This is a genomic window from Streptomyces sp. NPDC054786, from assembly GCF_053611685.1.
This window is the reverse complement of record NZ_JBSHAW010000066.1, coordinates 16,843-36,275: the sequence shown is the minus strand read 5'-3', so window position 1 is coordinate 36,275 and position 19,433 is coordinate 16,843. Positions and strand designations below refer to the sequence as shown.

Sequence of the window (19,433 nt, the reverse complement as noted above, 5' to 3'; positions counted from 1 at the left end):
GCCCGCGGGTTGGGGCGGGGCGGGTGGGGCCTGGTGTGTGGACGTAAAGCGCAGCAGTCCACACACCAGGCCCCGCAGGCCCGTCACCGCACCCACAGCCCCGCGCAGCGGACCCGGCCCGCCGCAGGCGCAACGGTGAGAACCCCCCACGGCGGGACACCGACAACGTGGGAAGCCGTCCACATCGTGGGACATCCCAAGAAGAATTACGCGCACCTTCGCCGAACCGGCGACACCGTACGCGAGGACCTCGGCGGCCCTGCCGCCAAAGGCACTCACAGCCGCTTCACAAGGGGCCTTCCGGGGGTGCGGGCGGCCCCGGTTCCGGCGTCCGCCGGCGGTCGACGGCGGCACCCGTTGGCCACTCGAAGTGATCGACAGAACACAAGAAGCTGCGAATCGGCCTCGGGTCCGGAGGTCATTTGAGCTATTCTGCTGGGCAGAAGGATCCGGGCAGCGTTGCCCCCGGGTCCTTTTGTGCTTTCAGCCACGTGATGCGCGGCTGTGAGGACCGTACGAAGCAGTGCCGCAGACTCCCCCGGCCGAGGCCGGGAGGTGCCCCCGTCGCAGGGACCGAGGAGGAACCAGACGTCATGGGCGAGCGAAGCAGGCAGGACCGCACGCAGCAACAGAGGATGGAACATCCCGAGAACCGGGTAGGTGGTCGGAAGTGAGTTCACTCCTGTTGCTGACCAATGCACTCCAGCCGTCGACGGAGGTGCTCCCGGCGCTCGGCCTGCTGCTGCACAGCGTGCGGGTGGCCCCCGCCGAGGGGCCGGCTCTCATCGACACCCCGGGGGCCGACGTCATACTGATCGACGGCCGCCGTGACCTTCCGCATGTACGGTCGCTGTGCCAGCTGCTGCGGTCCACGGGACCCGGCTGCCCGCTGGTCCTGGTGGTGACGGAGGGCGGACTCGCCGCCGTCACCGCGGACTGGGGGATCGACGACGTCCTGCTGGACACCGCGGGCCCCGCCGAGGTCGAGGCGCGGCTGCGGCTGGCGATGGGCCGCCAGCAGATCACGACCGACGACAGCCCGATGGAGATCCGCAATGGTGATCTCTCGGTGGACGAGGCGACCTACAGCGCGAAGCTGAAGGGGCGGGTCCTGGACCTGACCTTCAAGGAGTTCGAGCTGCTGAAGTATCTGGCCCAGCACCCGGGCCGGGTCTTCACCCGCGCCCAGCTCCTGCAGGAGGTGTGGGGCTATGACTACTTCGGCGGTACGCGGACGGTCGACGTCCATGTCCGACGGCTGCGCGCCAAGCTCGGCCCCGAGCACGAGTCGCTCATCGGCACGGTCCGTAACGTCGGCTACCGCTTTGTGACGCCGGAGAAGGTGGAGCGGGCGGCGGAGGCCAAGGCCAAGGCCAAGCAGGACGCGGCGAAGGCAGTGAATTCCGCCTCGAACGCGGAGCCGGCCGCGGGCCGCGCCCCCGAAAGCGGTGGCGGTTCCGGGACGGCGGCCACCGCGGGCACGGACCCCCACGGTGTACGGGCCGGGCGCAGGTAGGTGAGGGGTGCGGCAGGCCCGTGAACCCGCGGAGAACTGCCGCACACACCCTTGCGCCACCCGCGTAGACTGCCGCGCGTGGCCAAGGTGACGCGGGATGATGTGGCAAGACTGGCGGGTACGTCGACCGCCGTTGTCAGTTACGTCATCAACAACGGACCACGGCCGGTTGCCCCGGCCACGCGCGAGCGGGTACTCGCCGCCATCAATGAGCTCGGCTACCGGCCGGACCGTGTCGCGCAGGCGATGGCGTCCCGCCGTACCGACCTCATAGGCCTGATCGTGCCGGACACCCGGCAGCCGTTCTTCGCGGAGATGGCGCACGCCGTCGAACAGGCCGCCGCCGAGCGCGGAAAGATGGTCCTGGTCGGCAACGCCAACTACCTCGACGAGCGCGAGGTGCACTATCTGCGCGCGTTCCTCGGGATGCGGGTGTCCGGGCTGATCCTGATCAGCCAGGGGCCCAGTGAGCACGCCGCCGCCGAAATCGACGCCTGGGACGCCCGGGTGGTGCTGCTGCACCGCCGGCCGGACGCCATCGACGATGTCGCGGTGATGACGGACGACATCTGGGGCGCGCAGCTGGCGACCCGGCATCTGCTGGAGCACGGCCATCCGTACGTCGCCTTCCTCGGCGGCACGGAGGAGACCCCGAAGTCCGGCGACCCGGTCACCGATCACGTCGAGGGCTGGCGGCGGGCCATGCTGGAGTCCGGGAAGCCGACGGACGGGTGCTACTTCCAGGCGCCGTACAACCGTTACGACGCCTACCAGGTCGCGCTGAAGCTGCTGGCGGGTCCGGACCGGCCGCCGGCCATCATGTGCGCGACGGACGACCAGGCGATCGGGGTGCTGCGGGCCGCCCGTGAGCTGCGGATCGATGTACCCGGCGAACTGGCGGTCGCGGGATTTGACGATGTGAAGGAAGCCGGGCTGACCGACCCGCCGCTGACCACGGTCGCCTCGGACCGCCAGGCGATGGCGCGGGCGGCGGTGGACCTGGTGCTGGACGACGGTCTGCGGGTGGTCGGCTCCCGGCGGGAGCGGCTGCGGCAGTTCCCGTCGCGCCTGGTGGTGCGGCGGTCCTGTGGCTGTGGCGGCTGAGGGAGCCGGGCCGCGCTTCTGATCCGGGCGTCTTTATACCGGGCATACCTGCTTCTGTGGGACCTCTCAGGGCATTCTCAGACCGCTCTCATGGACCGGCGGCAGAGTGATCACCATGACCGAGAGCTACCGCCGAAGCGGCGATGAGATGCCACAGGACGGGCCGTACGGATACGGCGACGACTACGGCCGGCACTACGGCCACGAGGCGGGCCGGGCCGCGCAAGACGCTCCGGGCCCCGGGGCGCAGGCGTTCCCCCCGCCGCCTCCGTACGCACCCGGGCCGCGGCGCCGGGTCCGCCGGCCGGTCGCGCTGATCGCGGCAGTGGCACTCGCCTCCGGTCTCATCGGGGGTGGCAGCGCGGCACTGATCGCCGGCGCCACCACCCGGTCGGCACAGAGCGGGCCCTCCACCCCGCTCGTCAACGCGGGCAAGACCAGCGGCAGCGGCGTCTCGGGGGTGGCCAAGGCGGTCAGCCCGGCGATTGTGGAGATCAAGGCGCGGACCGGCAGTGGTGAGTCCACCGGCTCCGGTGTGGTCGTCACCAGCGACGGCGAGATCGTCACCAACAATCACGTGGTGGCCGGCGCGCGCACGGTGACCGTCACCTTCAGCGACGGCAGCCGGAAGACGGCCAAGGTCGTCGGCACCGATCCCGGCAAGGACCTGGCGCTGATCAAGGTGCGCGGCGCCAAGAATCTGACCGCGGCCTCGCTCGGCGACTCCGACAAGATCACGGTCGGCGACCAGGTGGTGGCGATCGGCTCGCCCGAGGGCCTCACCGGGTCCGTGACCAGCGGCATCGTCTCCGCTCTCAACCGGGATGTCACCGTCCCCAAGGAGCAGGGACAGGGACAGGACCAAGGGCAGGGACAGGACCAGGGGCAGGGCGGCCCGGGCGGCGGCGGTGGCTGGCCCTTCGAGTTCGGCGGCAACCAGTACAACGGCGACACCGGCTCGTCGAAGACCTCGTACAAGGCCATACAGACCGACGCCTCACTCAACCCGGGCAACTCCGGTGGCGCCCTGATCAATATGCAGGGGCAGATCGTCGGCATCAACTCCGCGATGTACTCGCCGAGTTCGGCATCGAGCAGCTCGGCCGGCAGCGTCGGCCTCGGCTTCGCCATCCCGATCAACACCGTCAAGGCCGACCTCGACTCGCTGCGCGGTGGCGGGAGCGGTGGCAGCAACAGCGGCGTCTGACCGCCCGCACGGCCCGTGCCGTGCAAGGCTGAGGACCAGCCGTTCCGACATCCACCCGAGGTAGTCACGCATGAGCCCCGCCGAGCACGGTGACCAGCCCGCCCGCATTCTGATCGTCGACGACGAGCCCGCGGTCCGGGAGGCCCTGCAGCGCTCGCTGGTCTTCGAGGGGTACGGGACCGAGCAGGCGGTCGACGGGCTGGATGCGGTCGAGAAGGTCGCGGCCTACGACCCCGAACTGATCGTGCTGGACGTCTTGATGCCCCGTATGGACGGGCTGACCGCCGCCCGCCGGCTGCGGGCGAGCGGGGTGCGGGTGCCGATCCTGATGCTGACGGCCCGTGACACGGTCGGTGACCGTGTCACGGGGCTGGACGCCGGCGCCGACGACTACCTCGTCAAGCCCTTCGAGCTGGACGAGCTGCTCGCCCGGATCCGCGCGCTGCTGCGCCGCAGCTCGTACGCGGCGGCGGCCGGTGTTCCGCCCGAGGAGGGCGAGACGCTGAGCTTCGCCGATCTGCGGATGGACCTGGCGACCCGCGAGGTGACCCGGGCCGGCCGGCAGGTCGAGCTGACCCGTACCGAATTCACCCTGCTGGAGATGTTCCTCGCGCATCCGCGGCAGGTCCTCACCCGGGAGCAGATCCTGAAGGCCGTATGGGGCTTCGACTTCGAACCCACCTCCAACTCCCTTGATGTGTACGTGATGTATCTGCGCCGCAAGACGGAAGCGGGCGGCGAGCCGCGGCTGGTGCACACCGTGCGGGGGGTCGGCTACGTCCTGCGGGCGGACGGCGGCGCGGAATGACCGAGGCGACCCACGCGCGCGGAACGGGCGGCCCGGCCTCCGCGCGGAGCCGGCTCGGCGCCCGGATCGCCCGGCTGCCGCTGCGTTCGCGGCTGACCCTGCTCACCGCGGTGGCGGTGGCGGTGGCGGTGGCCGTCTCCGCGCTGGCCTGCTGGCTGCTCACCCGGGCCCAGCTGCGCGACGAGGTGGACAGCTCGCTGAAGAACGTCAGCGTCCCCGCGGAGTATCTGCAGCTGACCTACGCCAACTGCCAGCCCACCGACCCGACCGAGAGCAAGAACGCCCCGCCCTCGTACTACAACGTCCAGATCGTCCAGGTCGACGGCTCGCGCTGCATCGGGCCCAACTCCCAGCCCGTGAAGGTGCAGCGCGCGGATGCCGCCGTGGCGCAGGGCGTGCAGCGCGACACCCTGCACGACGCCGTCACCACCGACGGTGCGGACGTCCGGGTGCTGACCAAGCACATCGGCGTCCAGGGTGTGCAGTTCGCGGTGTCCATCTCCCGCCCGCTGACCGAGGTCAACAGTGCGCTGAACCGCCTCGCGCTGCTGCTGGCGGCCGTCGCGGGGCTGGGCGTCATCGGTGCGGGCACGGCGGGGCTGGTCATCGCGCGCTCCGGCCTCAAGCCGGTGGACCGGCTGACCGACGCCGTCGAACATGTCGCCCGCACCCAGGACCTGGCCATCCGCATCCCGGTCGACGGCGAGGACGAGATCGCCCGGCTCTCCCGCTCCTTCAACTCCATGACCGCCGCGCTGGCCGCGTCCCGCGATCTGCAGCAGCAGCTGATCGCGGATGCGGGCCATGAGCTGCGGACGCCGCTGACCTCGCTGCGTACCAACATCGATCTGCTGGTGCGCAGCGAGCAGGCCGGCCGGCCGATCCCGCCCGCCGACAAGGTGGCGCTGCTGGCCTCGGTGAAGGCGCAGATGGGGGAGCTGGCGGCGCTGATCGGCGATCTGCAGGAGCTGTCGCGGCCCCCGGCGCCGGGGCAGAGCTCCGTCGAGGTCGTGGCGCTGCACGAGATCGTCGGCACGGCGCTGGAGCGGGCCCGGCTGCGCGGCCCGTCCCTGAACATCGCGGCGGACCTCGCCCCCTGGTACGTACGGGCCGAGCCGGCCGCACTGGAGCGGGCGGTGGTGAACCTGCTCGACAACGCGGTGAAGTTCAGCCCGCCCGGCGGCACCGTCGAGGTCCGGCTGGCGCACGGTGAGCTGACCGTGCGCGATCACGGGCCGGGAATTCCGCAGGACGAACTCCCGCATGTCTTCGAGCGGTTCTGGCGCTCGCCGTCCGCCCGCAGCCTGCCGGGCAGTGGCCTGGGGCTGTCGATCGTGGCGCGGACGGCGGAACAGGCGGGCGGTGCCGTACGGCTGCGGTCCGCGGACGTCGGCGGCACGGAGGCGGTGCTGACGCTGCCGGGTGCCGCGACGCCCCCGCCGGGGATGCCCCAGCCGCCGCCGCGCCAGGAGCCGCCGGGACCGTGGTAGCGGGGGGCCCTCACGGCGTCCTTCACCGGTCGCTCCCTCCTGGCGGGGGACCCACCCGGTCTGTCGGCCGGACTCGTCCCGGCCCGGCCGGGCGGGTCCGGCGACCACCTGACAACCCCCTCACTCAAGGCGTCTGACCTGGGCCGATGGCCGTCAGGCGGCTTCTTTCCCGGCGCGTTCGCCCGCTGATTGTCCCGGGTTCGACGGGCAGCGGGGCGCGTACCTCCCTGACAGGGTCAGGGCGCGGTGCCCTACACCGGATGCGATGCGAACTCACGGTTTCGAGTGACCCGGTGCTCCGTTTGACGGTGGTGCTCCTGCGAACCGGCCCCTTCGATGCTGGGCTGGCCGCACAAGCCGTGCGCGGGCTGACTTTGGCGTGCCCTTGTGCCTTTCCACGTCCATTCCCGCCTCCGCGTGCCAGGAGCCGGATTCGCCTTCTGCGAAGCCCCTCGGTGCTCCGAAGCACCCGAAGTCCCAGTGAAGGAGAGAAGTGACCACCATCTCAGCGCGGCCGACGGCCGCCCCGGAGACCGAACAGCTTCCGGCACCACCGTGGCGCAGATCCAGGGAAATCCCGGGCAATGTTCCGGCCGCATACCACAACGAGTCCCCCCTCTTCCGCCGGGCCGATGGCGAGGATCCGTCCCTCACCGCCGGCGGGGCCGGGAGCTGCGGCGGCTCGCCGCGAACCGGTCGCGGCACGAGAGGGGCTGGGCGGTCATGAACCACCCCCGCCATGACATCCGCGGTGAGCACACCGGAGCCGAGCGCGCGACCGAGAAGACCTATCAGCAGCTCGCCCGCGAACTCCTGCTGGTCGGCCCCGAGCCGGCCAACGAAGACCTCAGACTGCGCTACCTCGACGTACTGATCGACAAGGGGCTGGAGCCCGCGGCCGTCCCCAAGCGCATCCTGATCGTCGGAGCGGGCATCGCCGGCCTGGTCGCCGGCGAGCTGCTGACCCGTGCCGGGCACGATGTGACGATCCTGGAGGCCAATGCCAACCGGGTCGGCGGCCGGATCAAGACCTTCCACGCCAAGAAGGGCGAGCCGCCGCCCTTCACCGACCCCGCGCAGTACGCGGAGGCCGGGGCGATGCGCCTGCCGAGCTTCCACCCGCTGACCCTGGCGCTGATCGACAAACTCGGGCTGAAGCGGCGGCTGTTCTTCAACGTCGACATCGATCCGACGACCGGCAACCAGAGCGCCCCTTTACCTCCGGTGGTCTACAAGTCCTTCAAGGACGGCAAGACCTGGACGAACGGCGATCCCAGCCCCCAGTTCCGGGCCCCGGACAAGCGCAACAACACCTGGCTCCGCACCAACCGCACGCAGGTACGGCGCGCCCAGTACGCCAAGGACCCGTCCGCGATCAACGAGGGCTTCCACCTCACCGGCTGCGAATCGCGGCTGCCCGTCTCCGAGATGGTCCACCAGGCCCTGGAGCCGGTGCGCGACTACTACTCCGTGCTGCAGAGCGACGGAACGCGGATCAACAAGCCCTTCAAGGAGTGGCTGGACGGCTGGGCCGAGGTCATCCGGGACTTCGACGGCTATTCGATGGGCCGCTTCCTGCGCGAGTACGCCGGGTTCAGCGACGAGGCCATCGAGGCGATCGGGACGATCGAGAACATGACGTCGCGGCTGCACCTGGCCTTCTTCCACAGCTTCCTGGGCCGCAGCGACATCGACCCCGCCGCCACGTACTGGGAGATCGAGGGCGGCAGCCGGCAGCTACCGGAGGCACTCGCCAAGGATCTGCGGGACCAGATCGTGATGGGCCAGCGGATGGTCCGCCTGGAGTACTACGACCCGGGCCGCGACGGCCATCAGGGCGGGCTCGCCGGGCCGGGCGGCCCCGCCGTCGCCATCCAGACCGTGCCCGAAGGTGATCCGTACGGAGAGCCGCAGACCTGGACCGGTGACCTGGCGATCGTCACCATCCCGTTCTCCAGTCTGCGGTTCACCAACGTGACCCCGCCGTTCTCCTACAAGAAGCGCCGCGCCATCATCGAGACGCACTACGACCAGGCCACCAAGGTGCTCCTGGAATTCTCCTGCCGCTGGTGGGAGTTCACCGAGGCGGACTGGAAGCGCGAGCTCGACGCCATCGCGCCCGGTCTGTACGAGTACTACCAGCAGTGGGGCGAGGACGACGCCGAGGCCGCGGTGGCGGTGCCGCAGAGCGTGCGGGACCTGCCCACCGGGCTGCTCGGCGCGCATCCGAGCGTGGATGAGAAGCGCATCGGCCAGGACCAGGTGGAGTACTACCGCAACTCCTCGCTGAAGGGCGGTGTCCGGCCGGCCACCCACGCCTTCGGCGGCGGTTCCACCACCGACAACCCCAACCGCTTCATGTACTACCCCTCGCACCCCGTCCCCGGCAGCCCGGGAGGCGTGGTGCTGGCCGGCTACTCCTGGTCGGACGACGCCGCGCGCTGGGACTCCTTCGACGACGCCGAGCGCTACGGCTACGCGCTGCGCAACCTCCAGTCGGTGCACGGCCGCCGTATCGAGGTCTTCTACACCGGTGCCGGCCAGACCCAGAGCTGGCTGCGCGATCCGTACGCCTGCGGTGAGGCGGCCGTCTACACCCCGCACCAGATGACCGGCTTCCACCTCGATGTGGTCCGGGCCGAGGGGCCGGTGCACTTCGCCGGTGAGCATGTCTCGCTGAAGCACGCCTGGATCGAGGGCGCGGTGGAGACGGCCGTACGTGCCGCCATCGCCGTCAACGAGCCTTCCGTGGCGTACGAGAGCGCCGCTGCCGCGCGGACCGCGGTGCCCCGCGAGCGCCGGGCCGGTGCCGCGTCGTCCGACCCGTCACGAGAGGAAGTGGTGACCTCATGACCACCTCCCAGACCTGCACCGTGGCCGAGTACCTGGCCATCAGGCTGGAACAGCTCGGCATCACCCATCTGTTCGGCGTTCCGGGCGACCATCTGGGCCCGTTCCTGTCGACCCTGCACGAGAAGACCAAGGTGCGCTGGGTGGGCACCCCCACCGAGGGCGGCGCGGGCCAGGCCGCTGACGGGTATGCGCGGGTGAAGGCCGCCGACGCGCAGATCGCGCTCGGCGAGCAGGGCATCGGCGCGGTCGCGGTCACCTACAGCGTGGGCGCGTTCAACCTGCTCAATGCGATCGGCGGCGGCTTCGCCGAGTACGTACCGCTGATCGCGATCAACGCCGCCCCGTCCTACGAGCAGTGGCTCAACCAGCAGGCGATCGGCCTGCTCACCTCGCACATGTCCCAGCGCCCGGAGAGCAACCTGGAGGTCTACCGCCAGGTGACGGTGGACGCCCAGTCCCTCTCCAACCCGGGCCTGGCCCCCACCCAGATCGACAGCGCGATCACCGCGTGCCTCTCCCATCGCCGGCCGGTCTATCTGGAGGTCATGGACGACATCTGGGGGGCGCGGTGTCCCGCACCGCGCGGCCGGCTGACGCGGCGGGAGCGGCCCGTCACCGCGAAGAACCAGCGCATGCTCGACCGGGCGGTCACGGCGTGCGTGGAGCTGGTGCGGGAGTACGGTGACCCGATCCTGTGGGCCGGTGAGGAGATCGACCGCTTCCGGCTGTCGGACGAGTTCGAGAAGCTGGTGCGGGAGACCCGCATCCCGTTCTGCACCACCATCGGCGCCAAGTCCGTGGTCTCCGAGTACACCCCGGGCTTCTCCGGCGTCTACAACGGCAAGGCCAGCAACCCGGATGTCGCCGAGGTCTTCCACAACGCGGGCTGCCGTATCGGGCTGGGCTCGTGGGCGACCTCGAAGAACCTGGGCGGCGAGCGGTCGATCGGCAACGACTGGGCGGTCGCCGCCCACGACGGCGTGCACGTCGGCGCCTCGTACTTCCCCGATGTGCAGCTCGCCCGGTTCCTTCCCGCGCTACGGGAACGCCTGGTGGACGAGTTCGGAGAAGGCGCCTTCGCAGCGGACTACTTCGCCCGCGCCCATGACGACGGCCTCGACGTCCCCACCAGCACCGCCGCATTCCTGGACTCCCAGACCGGCGGACCGTACCCGCAGAGCCTGACGTACGACAGCCTCTTCCGGCACCTCAACGCCTTCCTGGAGTCGCAGACCAGCGAGCCCCCGGGCGAGCGCACCAACCCGTTCACGGTGGTGTGCGACGCCGCGTTCGCGCTGATCGGCTCGATGAATCTGCGGATGGCGGAGCGCGCCTCGTACGTGGCGCAGAACAGCTGGCTGTCCATCGGCTACTCGGTCGGCGCGGCCACCGGTGTCGCGCTCGGCCGGCGTCATGCGGGCAAGCGCCCGATGGTCTTCGTCGGCGACGGCTCCTTCCAGGAGACGTGCCAGGAGATGTCCACCCATGTGCGGCACGGGCTGCGGCCGGTGGTGTTCGTCCTGGACAACGACGGCTTCTACGGCATCGAGCAGATGCTCGTCCACCCCTGCTACTACCAGCAGGGGGCACCGTCCTCCGACGGCGCCGACTTCTACAACGAACTGCACCCCTGGCAGTACGAGAAGCTCGCGGAGGTCTTCGGCTCCGCCAAGTACCCGATGCAGGGCTTCGCCGTCCGTCAGCACGACCAACTGACCGCCCTGCTCCAGCGGATCGCCGATCCCACCGACGAGATCAACCAGGGCCCGGTCGTCGTACGGGTGCAGCTCGACCGGCACGACTATCCCGAGGCGCTCAAGTACAAGATCGCCGAGAACTGTCCGCCGCCCGGCGGCGCACCGTCGGAAGGGACCGGACGATGACCAGCACCAACGAACAGCGGGACGGGGCGACGGGCGCCACCGTCGACGACTCCGCGAAGGCGCTCCGGCACGCCATGAGCGGTCTGTCCGGGCCGGAGGCCACCGGCTGGACCGGCACCGTACGGCCCGCCGGAACCCCGGGCCAGGGGGCGAAGGTGCTGATCCTCGGCGCCGGCGTCGCGGGCCTGACGGCCGCCTACGAACTGAGCATGCTCGGCTACCGGGTCACCGTCCTGGAGGCGCAGGAACGCGTGGGCGGGCGCAACCGCACCGCGCGCAGGGGCGACGAGCTCTACGAGATCGATGACCACGGCACGGTCACCCGCACGCACACCTGCGCCTTCGACGACGGCCTGTACCTCAACCTCGGGCCCGGACGGATCCCGTACCACCACCGCCGGGTGCTCAAGTACTGCCGTGACTTCGGTGTGGACCTGGAGCCGTACGTCATGGAGACCACGGCGAACCGTGTCCGCCCGCCGGATGCCGAGGTGACCTGGCCCAACCGGCGGGTGGCGAACGACACCCGCGGCCACCTCGCGGCCAAGCTCGCCGAGACACTGCTGAGCATGGATGCCTTCACGGGTGAACTGCGTGACCTGTTGCGGGTGTTCGGCGCACTGGACACGAACGGCAAGTACCGCGGCTCCACCCGCTCCGGATATCTGGACCGGCCCGGAATCGAGGAGTGGCCCGAACCGGCCCCGCCGCTGTCCTTCGAGGACCTGGTGAACTCGGGCTTCTGGAAGGCCCGTTTCTACCAGCCGGTGGACTATCTGTGGCAGGCCACGATGTTCCAGCCGGTCGGCGGCATGGACCACATCGTCCGGGCACTGGCACGCGAGGCCGCACGGGCCGGCGCGAGAATCGTGCTCGGCGCCGAGGTCCGTGAGATCGAGATCGACCGGGGCGGCCGGGGGACCACCGTCACCTACCGCAAGGGCGACGACGAGTTCTGTGCCGACGCCCGCCACTGCGTCAGCAACATCCCGATCCCGGTGCTCCGGACGGTCGGCCTGACCCGCTTCTCCCACCCCTTCGAGCAGGCCCTCGACCTCGTGCAGTTCGAGAAGACCTGCAAGGTCGGCTGGCAGGCGAACCGCCGCTTCTGGGAGGGCGACCTCGGCGGCCTCGACGACACCGAGGGGATCTACGGCGGCATCAGCTGGACCGGCCACAACATCACCCAGATGTGGTACCCGTCCAACGACTACTTCTCCGACAAGGGAACGCTGACCGGCGCCTACAACTTCGGGGGCGCGGCCGACACCCTCGGGAAAATGGCGCCGGACAAACGCCTGGGGCTGGCCCGCGAGGGCGCCGTCCAACTGCACCGGGAATTCGAGGACAGAAAGCTCGTCCCCGACGAGAAGGGCGTCTCCATCGCCTGGCACAAGGTGCCCTACCAACTGGGCGGATGGGCGGCGTGGGAGCCGCATGAGGAAGCCCACAAGAAGGCGTACCGGCAACTGCTCCAGCCCGAGGGCACCGACGCGTTCTTCGTCACCGGCGACCAGATCTCGCCACTGCCCGGATGGCAGGAGGGCGCCATGATGTCGGCCCACTACGTCACCCAGCAGATCCTGGGCATCATGCCCCTGACCGCACCCGAGGAGGTCGCGGTACCCGACTCGGTCGCACTGACGCAGGGTCTCTACTGAGCGGTTCCGGGGGCCGGTCCGCCGACACCTTCGGCGGTCCGGCCCCTCCCCCTACCGCACCGGCTACTTCTTCGCCGCGTCCCCGAACGGCAGATTCGACCCCGAGAGGTCGGCACGGATGCCGTCCCGCTCCACGGAGATATGACGCAGCCGCACGTCCCCGGGCGTCTTGGGAAGGTTGAAGGACAGCGACAGCTGATCCGCGAGCTGCGGCTTGGTGAGCCCGGTCAGCGTGCCGAGGATCTTGGGGTCGATGCCGACCTTCTGCAGCAGCCAGGGGTGATCCGCCACCACGTCGACGAGATTGACCTTCATCAGCTTCTGGATGAAGCGCGGCGAGCCGGTCAGCTCGTGCAGCTTCTCCTCGCTGCGCAGCGCGTCCTGGATGTAGGCCTTGGGGATGCCGATCCGGTCGGCGATCGCCGGGATGCTCAGCATCGCCTTGACCTTCGCGGCCTGCCGGCTGAGCTCGGCGGCGGTCTTGCGGGTCAGCCGCAGGCCCTCTTCCTTGCCGGTGCCGGGGCGGTAGACGGCGACATCGCCGATGTCCAGGCGCATCCGGCTGATGTCGGTGGAGATACCGCGGTCACCGGCCCGGTGGATGCGGGCCTCGGCCCGTACGCGCAGTTCATGGCCGGCAATCGGCAGTTGACCGACCGCGCGGACCGCATTGGGCCCCATTTCGCTGAACTTCACCTGCGAGGCGCCCAGCTCGCGATTCATGTCGTCGAAGGCGAGCAGCACGCTGCCGTGCATATTGCCGATCGTGGCGCCCTTGATGGAGTTGGGCAGATCGCCGTCGATACGTACGTCGTTGGCGGTGGCCTCGAATTTCGCCAGCGAAACCCGGTCGGCGGCCAGGTCGGGAATCGTGACCTTCACCTGGTCGACGCGCTTGTCCATGACCTGGGTGAGGAACGGGAATCCCTGGATGTCGACCTCAGGAGTGGCGTTCAGATGCAGGGCATCCTTCACCTTTTCCGCGGTCCTGTTCTGCGCGTACAGCACCGCGAACCGGTCGAAGAGCGTGAGGAAGGACGTCCCGACGAGGACGGCGACCAGCAGCTTCAGGGCGAGCGGTATGGCGCCGAAGCGGCTGATGCCGCGCTTCTTGCGGCGGTGGTTCGGCGGCTTCCAGGCCTCGCCGTCCGCTTCGTCGTCCGAGCGCAGTCCGAGGCCCAGCGGATCGTCGCTGTCGTCGCGCTCGTTGAGGTAGGTGCGGCGGCGGTGAGCGCCGTCGGCGTCGAACGAGCCGGATTCCGGCTCTGGTTCCGGCTCCGGCTCGGGGTCGGCGAGGGCTGCCAGATCCGCGTACGGATTGACCGTGTCGAGCTCTCTGGTGTCGCCGGTGGAGTCGTCCGGGGCGCCCGTCACGGCGGTGGCGGAGTGGTGCCGGGTGACGGGCGCGGGCGACGGTGAAGATATGCGTGTGGGGGTTCGCATCCGTACATCCCACCACGGGCGGGACCCTTGAACGCAAGTTGTACCGGCAGTAAGTCTGATACGCGAAGGTTGTCCCGCCGGACTTGATAAAAAATTGCCGCGCTTGTGGGGTGACCTGAACTACCGTCACACCTCTTGGTGACCTGAGCAACAGTGAGTGCCTTGTCAGGGTCCGTTGATTCCGCTCCGCCCTGTCCGGCCTGTCCGCCTGGGCGTATTCATGTGTTTCCTTCCGCATGTTCAGTTCATTCCGCCGACGAACGGAAGACGGTAGTCATCCCATGAAGTCTCACGAAGGCCGTGCCGTGATCGCGGTAACCGGGGCAACAGGCAATATCGGCCGCAGTCTTGTCGGCCGGCTCCTGGCCGAGGGCGCCGCCGTACGCGCGCTGACCCGCGATCCGGCCCACGCCGGTCTGCCGGCCGAGGCCGAGACGGTCCGCGCCGACCTCACCGCGGACGACCTCGGACCGCTGCTGGCCGGCGCCGATGCGCTGTTCCTCAACCTCGCGGCCGGCGGCGACCGGGCCGCGGCGGCGGTGCTCGACGCGGCCGGCAGGGCCGGTGTCCGCCGGGTGGTCCTCAACTCCTCGATGGCGGTGACCGATACCCCGGCCGACGACGCCCAGTTCATCGCCCGGCTGCACGCCGGTCTGGAGCGCGCGGTGCGCGACTCCGGCCTGGAGTGGACCTTTGTCCGCGGCGGCAACTACGCCACCAACGCCCTTGCCTGGGCCCCCTCGATCCGCGAGTCGGGCGTGGTGCGTGAGGCGCACCCGGGTGCCCAGGGCGTCCCCGTTCACGAGGCCGACCTCGCCGATGTCGCGGCCGTCGCCCTGCTGGACCGCAGCGGTGCGCACCTGGGCAAGGCGTATGTCGTCACCGGCCCGGAGCGGATGACCCTGGCGCAGCAGGTCGCCGAGATCGGGCGGGCGACGGGCCGGGAGATCCGGGTCGAGCAGATCTCCGAGGAGGAAGCGGCCGCGGCGATGTCGGGGCGGTATCTGACCAAGGAGGCCGCGCTGGAGCTCGTCCGGATGTTCGGCCGGACGGTCGATGCGCCGGCCTTCCCCGTCTCCGACGCCGTGGAGCGGGTCACCGGCCGGCCCGGCCGCACCTTCGCCCGCTGGGCGCGGGATCACGCCGCCGACTTCTCCTGACCGGGACGGCCGCCGGTGCGCCCGGCGGCCCGCCGGCCCCTGTCGTGGAGCAGGGCCAGCGGCAGCATCACCACCGCGCCCAGGAAGAAGTACGTATTGATCGCCATGTCCGTCCAGAACTCCCCGGACGCGAGGTCGGCCGGCCGCTCCGCCAGCCCCAGCAGGCCGTAGGGGGTGAGCCCGGTGAGCATGGTGAGGTTCTCGACGAGGCCCGGCACACCCCGTACGACCAGCAGGGCCGCCCCGAACCAGAGCGGCAGCCGCACCGTCCACGGGGGGAGGCGGCGGCCCCAGGGCCGTACGGTCGCCAGCGCGAGGGCCGCACCGGCCGCCGACATCGCGGTGATCAGCCCGTCGTAGGCGAGGAACCCCCACACGGGGACGGTGGCCCGCGTACCCATCGCCGACCGGTAGTCGATGCCCATCCACAGATGCCAGAGGAACGACGCCACCAGCCAGCCGAAGGCCGCGTACGCCCAGCACGCCGTGCGCCGGCGCAGAGCCCGCGCCGGATCCGTGTGCGTCACCGAAGCCGTACCACGCAAGGAAGTCATACCCGCAGGCTACGAACGCCCCGGCGCCGCGGCGTCCTCCTCGGGGCGCGGCCCCTTCCCCCGTACGGGGGACCCCGAACTCCTCGTACCGGTGGACCCCGAACTCCTCCCAGAAGAAGCCGCGGTGACGCCGGCGCGGGGCAGGGCGGAGAGCCGGCGCGCAGAGGCTGCATGGCGGTGCCGCTCTCCACGATGCTGCGCGAGATCTCCGGCGCTTCGTAAGGGACCAGGCAACCCCGGTATCGGAAGTCGTAGGCCGTGGGTACCTCGCCGCCGTGCGCCAGAGCCAGATCGATGAGGAAGCGGGCCGGGCCATTTCGCGGCGCCTCGGGGACGCAGCTCCGCGGGGACCAGCGGGGGATCAGAGACGGAGCGGACGCGGCTCCTGCGGGAGGCTGGCCCCGGCCCGGCGGGCGAGCAACCAGGCCACGCTGTCCGGCTCAGTCCCGGTGGTGGCCGGTGCACATGTCCCGCAGAGCGTCACGAACCTCGGCGGCCCCGACGCGGAGTCGATGGGCAGGTCTCGCAGATCAAGCGTGCTGCCGCAGTCGCAGCGGGGGGAGTTGGTCACCGCTCACCCCTGACGATGCCGACGGCCAGGACGAACACGAGGGCGCCGAGGCTTACCCAGCAGATGGTGATGCGGCGTCGGCGACGACTCATGGCCGCCTCCCCACCAGCAGCATGCGGCCGCGGCGGTCCGACTCACCGAACGTCGTCTCGGTCCATCCACCTGCCTCGACCACGCGTGCCTGGAGCGCGAGCCGGAACGTGCCATCGGCCGAGAGCCTGCCCCAGTTGTGCACCAGGCACAGCACCTCGCGCCGGCCGGCCTCTTCCCGCATGGCCTCCAGCAGAGCGCCCAGTTGCGGGCGTTGCTTGGCCAGTGCGTCGTCGCCGCGGTCGATCCAGCGGCCTGCCAGCACCCAGCCCATACGATCCGCGTAGCCGTCGCAGCCGGCCATCCGCATCTCCAGCTCTCGGCGGGACCGGGTGGCGCATCGGTCGTAGACGAACGCCACCGGGGCCATGACGCCGGTCACGGGCGGGCCGCCGAGGTGTGCATCGCCAGCAGATACCGACAGTCGCGGGCGGTCGTCCCCACCTGAGAGTGGGCTGCGAGCGTGTCCGGCAGGAGCGGCTGCCGAGCCTGCTCCTCAATCCCGGTGAGCCGCGCGGTCGCCTGGTGCGCAAGGACACTGTCCTGTGGCAGTCGGGCCACCTCCTCGCGCACGAGAGGGAGGAGAAGAGCAATATGCCCTTGCAGTCGCTTCTGCACGGCAGCGAGCTCGGGCAGCCCCGGATTGCCGGTGCCGAGGCGCACCGCAAGGCAGATCGTTGCTCTGATCGTCTCCGCGCCGATCGGCGGCGCGGGTGCAAGACGCTGTGTGGCGCCCCTGTTGGCGCGCGCGATCACTGCGGCCTCCGGTTCCGGTGCGGCGGACAGGCCACGATGAACCAGACACGAACGCCCCAGCCGACCGGAGTGGCGATCGATCCAGCCGGCGCGAGAATGCTGTGAGCTGCACCGCACCAAAAGCACACCTCGCCGTGCAGCCGGACGAGACTCACGTCGGGGTCGGCGAGTGGGACGTCAGGTGGAGCTGTTGTTGCCATCACGGTCTCTCCCTGTGCCGGTGGGCTCAGGAAGAGATTCGCCCCGTGGGTACCCCTCAAGTACCCCTGTGAGGGGTACCGTTCAAGCGCCTGCCCCGGCGTGACACCACTCGGCGAAGTTGCTGAGCGATTCCGCATCGGCGCGCTTCAGGCGGCGCAGTGTCGCTGCGTCCTCCCGCACCCACCGGTGCTCGCGCGCATGCTGAGGCGCGATCCGACGCGCGACCTTCAACGACTCGAAAGCGGCGTCCGGCCTTCCCGCCCAGAGCTGCGCACGCCCGAGTTCGATGTAGAAGCCGCTGCGGCGCTCGGCCGGCAGGCCCCGCGGGGGCTTCCACTCCCGGGCCAGCCGCAACGCCCGGTCCAGGTGGCAGTCCCCGAGGCTCACAGCCACGGACACCTCATGGACGCGCACGCTGTCAGGCCCGAACGCCGTCCCCTGATAGACGTCCTCCCGCATCCGATCGCCGAGTTCCCGCGCATCATCCAGATGGACATCTGCGGCATCCCCGTCCCCTGCGCGACCAGCGAGTACCGCGGCCCGCATGTGCAGCGCGCCGCGGGCCGACAACGCATCCGCCGTATTCGTACGCGGAGCGTGGTCGAGGGCACGCTCAAGGGCCCGCAGGCCCGCCGAGTGTGTCCGGGCGCCAAAGTGCAGCTCAGCCCGGACATAGGCCACGGTCGTGTCCACGATCGGATCGTCAGCCTGCATCCCGGCCCACCGCATCATGTCGAGGAGACGCGCGGAGAGATCCTTGGCCCCGCGCTTGAAAGCCACCGCGTCCGCGGCTCGGCATGCGTCTACCAACAGTCGGGCCACCGTGGGCCTATCGCCGAACGCCGCAGTATGAAGGGCGCGGCACAGCTCGCCGAGCAGCTCCGGCGCAGTTCGTGAAATGCGCGCGTACTGTGCGCTCAGCCGGTGCCCCGCCACGGTCGAAACCGCCTTGCGGAGCGCCGGCAGGTCTCGGCAGGGCCCGTCCTCCGGCTCCTCGTACTCGGCGAGGACAGCCGACAGGCGTGGCATCGACTGGTGCACCCGGTCGTCCGGCCGTTCCGGCTCCGGCAGCAGGCGGGCCGGGTCAACTTCGAGGCTGTCGGCAAGGGCGTCCAGGACAGTGTCCGAGATACCCCGCTCGCCCCGCTCGATTTTGCGCAGCGTGCCCAGGGCGATGCCGGCAGCACGGGCCAGGCCGGCCTGCGTGAGGCATGCGATGCGACGTTCGTAGGCGATGCGGGGGCCTGCCCCGCGATACACGGTGCTGGGCACACTGGTCTCCGTTCGGTGCAGCCACTCCGAACAGTACCCATGCCGTCACGGTCCGGGAACGCCAACGGCCCCGCCGCATCATGCAGTCGGGGCCGCTCAGTTGACATTCACAGGGCTCGTACCACGTCCACCAACTCCGTCAGACTCGCGACGCGGACGTCAGCGGCCCGCGCGTCCTCGCCGTCCGCCCACAGATGCCCTAGCGGGCCACGCCGCAGGTGCGCCGTGCGGAGCCCGGCAGCGCGCGCCGGCAGCACGTCATTCTGTGGGTGGTCGCCGACGTACAGCACCTCGCCCGCCGGGACCCCGGCCAACTCGACGGTGCGCGCGAAGAAGGCCTCCGCCGGTTTGGCCACACCCCACTCCCCGGACGTGGCCAGAGCATCCACCGGCAGTTCGAGCGCCCGCAGCAACTCACCAGCCCGGGCGGTCTGGTTGCCGGCGACGACGACGCGCATCCCGCCCGCCCGGAGTGCCGCCAGCGCAGGCCGGACGTCGGGGTACAGGTCCGACTCTTCGAGGCGCTCGCCACGGCCCGCCCGCTCCATCGCCGCCCGCTCAGCCTCCACATCGATCCCCGGCCGTACAAGCCGGAGCGCATCAGCGTTGTCCCGGCCTTGCGCCACGACCGCACCGACCAGAGCTGACAGCGTGTGCCTGTGCACGCCGAGCCAGTCCGCCCACGCGCCCCACCCGCGGTCATCGCTGGTCAGCGTTTCGCCAACGTCGAAGGCGACTGCACGGATCATGCAAGCAGCTTACGGCGCGCTCTGCGTGCGCTTGTCTGCGGCCGACCGTACGGTGCCGGATGGCCACCCCCTGCGTCCCCGACGACATCGCCGAGGCCATCGAGCTGATACGCAC

At 70.4% G+C, this 19,433-nt stretch carries 15 protein-coding genes; 9 read left to right on the top strand and 6 right to left on the bottom strand.

The genetic code is table 11. From position 1 onward, the window contains the following. Nucleotides 1-670: 670 nt before the first annotated feature. The 8 genes from ACWGI6_RS35835 (at nucleotide 671) to ACWGI6_RS35800 (ending at nucleotide 12,522) form a co-directional block, all read left to right on the top strand. Complete coding sequence (locus ACWGI6_RS35835; RefSeq protein WP_453271368.1) at nucleotides 671-1,516, top strand: response regulator transcription factor; 846 nt, start codon at nucleotides 671-673, stop codon at nucleotides 1,514-1,516. A gap of 78 nt (nucleotides 1,517-1,594) precedes the next feature. After that, the gene (locus tag ACWGI6_RS35830; RefSeq protein ID WP_453271367.1) at nucleotides 1,595-2,620 is read left to right on the top strand and encodes a LacI family DNA-binding transcriptional regulator; all 1,026 of its coding nucleotides are present in this window, start codon (nucleotides 1,595-1,597) and stop codon (nucleotides 2,618-2,620) included. Nucleotides 2,621-2,735: 115 nt separating this feature from the next. Next, complete coding sequence (locus ACWGI6_RS35825; RefSeq protein ID WP_453271366.1) at nucleotides 2,736-3,827, top strand: S1C family serine protease; 1,092 nt, start codon at nucleotides 2,736-2,738, stop codon at nucleotides 3,825-3,827. 70 nt (nucleotides 3,828-3,897) lie between these two features. Continuing rightward, nucleotides 3,898-4,635 (top strand): response regulator transcription factor, encoded by a 738-nt coding sequence (locus ACWGI6_RS35820; protein WP_453271365.1) that lies wholly within the window; start codon nucleotides 3,898-3,900, stop codon nucleotides 4,633-4,635. Beyond that, nucleotides 4,632-6,125 (top strand): ATP-binding protein, encoded by a 1,494-nt coding sequence (locus ACWGI6_RS35815; protein WP_453271364.1) that lies wholly within the window; start codon nucleotides 4,632-4,634, stop codon nucleotides 6,123-6,125. Before ACWGI6_RS35820 ends, ACWGI6_RS35815 begins: the two co-directional genes overlap by 4 nt. A gap of 723 nt (nucleotides 6,126-6,848) precedes the next feature. Then, nucleotides 6,849-8,978 carry an FAD-dependent oxidoreductase gene (locus ACWGI6_RS35810; protein WP_453271363.1) on the top strand — a complete coding sequence of 710 codons (2,130 nt, stop codon included), beginning with the start codon at nucleotides 6,849-6,851 and terminating at the stop codon, nucleotides 8,976-8,978. Further along, nucleotides 8,975-10,861, top strand: a complete 1,887-nt coding sequence (locus ACWGI6_RS35805; RefSeq protein WP_453271362.1) for an alpha-keto acid decarboxylase family protein — start codon at nucleotides 8,975-8,977, stop codon at nucleotides 10,859-10,861. The genes ACWGI6_RS35810 and ACWGI6_RS35805 overlap by 4 nt, the downstream gene beginning before the upstream one ends. Continuing rightward, entirely contained in the window at nucleotides 10,858-12,522 is a 1,665-nt protein-coding gene (locus tag ACWGI6_RS35800) for a flavin monoamine oxidase family protein (RefSeq protein WP_453271361.1), read from the top strand. The genes ACWGI6_RS35805 and ACWGI6_RS35800 overlap by 4 nt, the downstream gene beginning before the upstream one ends. A gap of 63 nt (nucleotides 12,523-12,585) precedes the next feature. Here the strand turns inward: ACWGI6_RS35800 and ACWGI6_RS35795 are convergent, their stop codons facing one another. Continuing rightward, entirely contained in the window at nucleotides 12,586-13,965 is a 1,380-nt protein-coding gene (locus ACWGI6_RS35795) for an LmeA family phospholipid-binding protein (protein ID WP_453271360.1), read from the bottom strand. Between the two features lie 281 nt (nucleotides 13,966-14,246). Here ACWGI6_RS35795 and ACWGI6_RS35790 point away from each other — a divergent pair, with 281 nt between their 5' ends. Next, nucleotides 14,247-15,125, top strand: coding sequence for an NAD(P)H-binding protein (locus tag ACWGI6_RS35790; RefSeq protein ID WP_453271359.1), 879 nt, complete (start codon nucleotides 14,247-14,249; stop codon nucleotides 15,123-15,125). Here ACWGI6_RS35790 and ACWGI6_RS35785 read toward each other — a convergent pair. The 5 genes from ACWGI6_RS35785 to ACWGI6_RS35765 all read right to left on the bottom strand — a co-directional run bounded on the left by ACWGI6_RS35785 (nucleotide 15,104) and on the right by ACWGI6_RS35765 (nucleotide 19,318). Beyond that, nucleotides 15,104-15,679 (bottom strand): hypothetical protein, encoded by a 576-nt coding sequence (locus ACWGI6_RS35785; RefSeq protein ID WP_453271358.1) that lies wholly within the window; start codon nucleotides 15,677-15,679, stop codon nucleotides 15,104-15,106. The genes ACWGI6_RS35790 and ACWGI6_RS35785 overlap by 22 nt on opposite strands. A gap of 659 nt (nucleotides 15,680-16,338) precedes the next feature. Then, nucleotides 16,339-16,722, bottom strand: a complete 384-nt coding sequence (locus ACWGI6_RS35780; RefSeq protein WP_453271357.1) for a recombinase family protein — start codon at nucleotides 16,720-16,722, stop codon at nucleotides 16,339-16,341. After that, a complete protein-coding gene (locus ACWGI6_RS35775) occupies nucleotides 16,719-17,096 on the bottom strand; it encodes a DUF6415 family natural product biosynthesis protein (protein ID WP_453271356.1) in 378 nt (125 codons plus the stop codon). Before ACWGI6_RS35775 ends, ACWGI6_RS35780 begins: the two co-directional genes overlap by 4 nt. Nucleotides 17,097-17,378: 282 nt before the next feature. Next, complete coding sequence (locus ACWGI6_RS35770) at nucleotides 17,379-18,569, bottom strand: helix-turn-helix domain-containing protein (RefSeq protein ID WP_453271355.1); 1,191 nt, start codon at nucleotides 18,567-18,569, stop codon at nucleotides 17,379-17,381. 107 nt (nucleotides 18,570-18,676) lie between these two features. Further along, a complete protein-coding gene (locus ACWGI6_RS35765) occupies nucleotides 18,677-19,318 on the bottom strand; it encodes an HAD family hydrolase (RefSeq protein WP_453271354.1) in 642 nt (213 codons plus the stop codon). Between the last annotated feature and the right edge of the window lie 115 nt (nucleotides 19,319-19,433).

Bases quoted from the DNA above. Each gene is read 5' to 3' on its own strand.
- ACWGI6_RS35825 (WP_453271366.1), top strand. From the start codon at position 2,736: ATGACCGAGAGCTACCGCCGAAGCGGCGATGAGATGCCACAGGACGGG.
- ACWGI6_RS35800 (WP_453271361.1), top strand. From the start codon at position 10,858: ATGACCAGCACCAACGAACAGCGGGACGGGGCGACGGGCGCCACCGTC.
- ACWGI6_RS35785 (WP_453271358.1), bottom strand. From the start codon at position 15,679: ATGACTTCCTTGCGTGGTACGGCTTCGGTGACGCACACGGATCCGGCG.
- ACWGI6_RS35765 (WP_453271354.1), bottom strand. From the start codon at position 19,318: ATGATCCGTGCAGTCGCCTTCGACGTTGGCGAAACGCTGACCAGCGAT.
- ACWGI6_RS35790 (WP_453271359.1), top strand. From the start codon at position 14,247: ATGAAGTCTCACGAAGGCCGTGCCGTGATCGCGGTAACCGGGGCAACA.
- ACWGI6_RS35795 (WP_453271360.1), bottom strand. From the start codon at position 13,965: ATGCGAACCCCCACACGCATATCTTCACCGTCGCCCGCGCCCGTCACC.
- ACWGI6_RS35810 (WP_453271363.1), top strand. From the start codon at position 6,849: ATGAACCACCCCCGCCATGACATCCGCGGTGAGCACACCGGAGCCGAG.
- ACWGI6_RS35815 (WP_453271364.1), top strand. From the start codon at position 4,632: ATGACCGAGGCGACCCACGCGCGCGGAACGGGCGGCCCGGCCTCCGCG.
- ACWGI6_RS35805 (WP_453271362.1), top strand. From the start codon at position 8,975: ATGACCACCTCCCAGACCTGCACCGTGGCCGAGTACCTGGCCATCAGG.
- ACWGI6_RS35820 (WP_453271365.1), top strand. From the start codon at position 3,898: ATGAGCCCCGCCGAGCACGGTGACCAGCCCGCCCGCATTCTGATCGTC.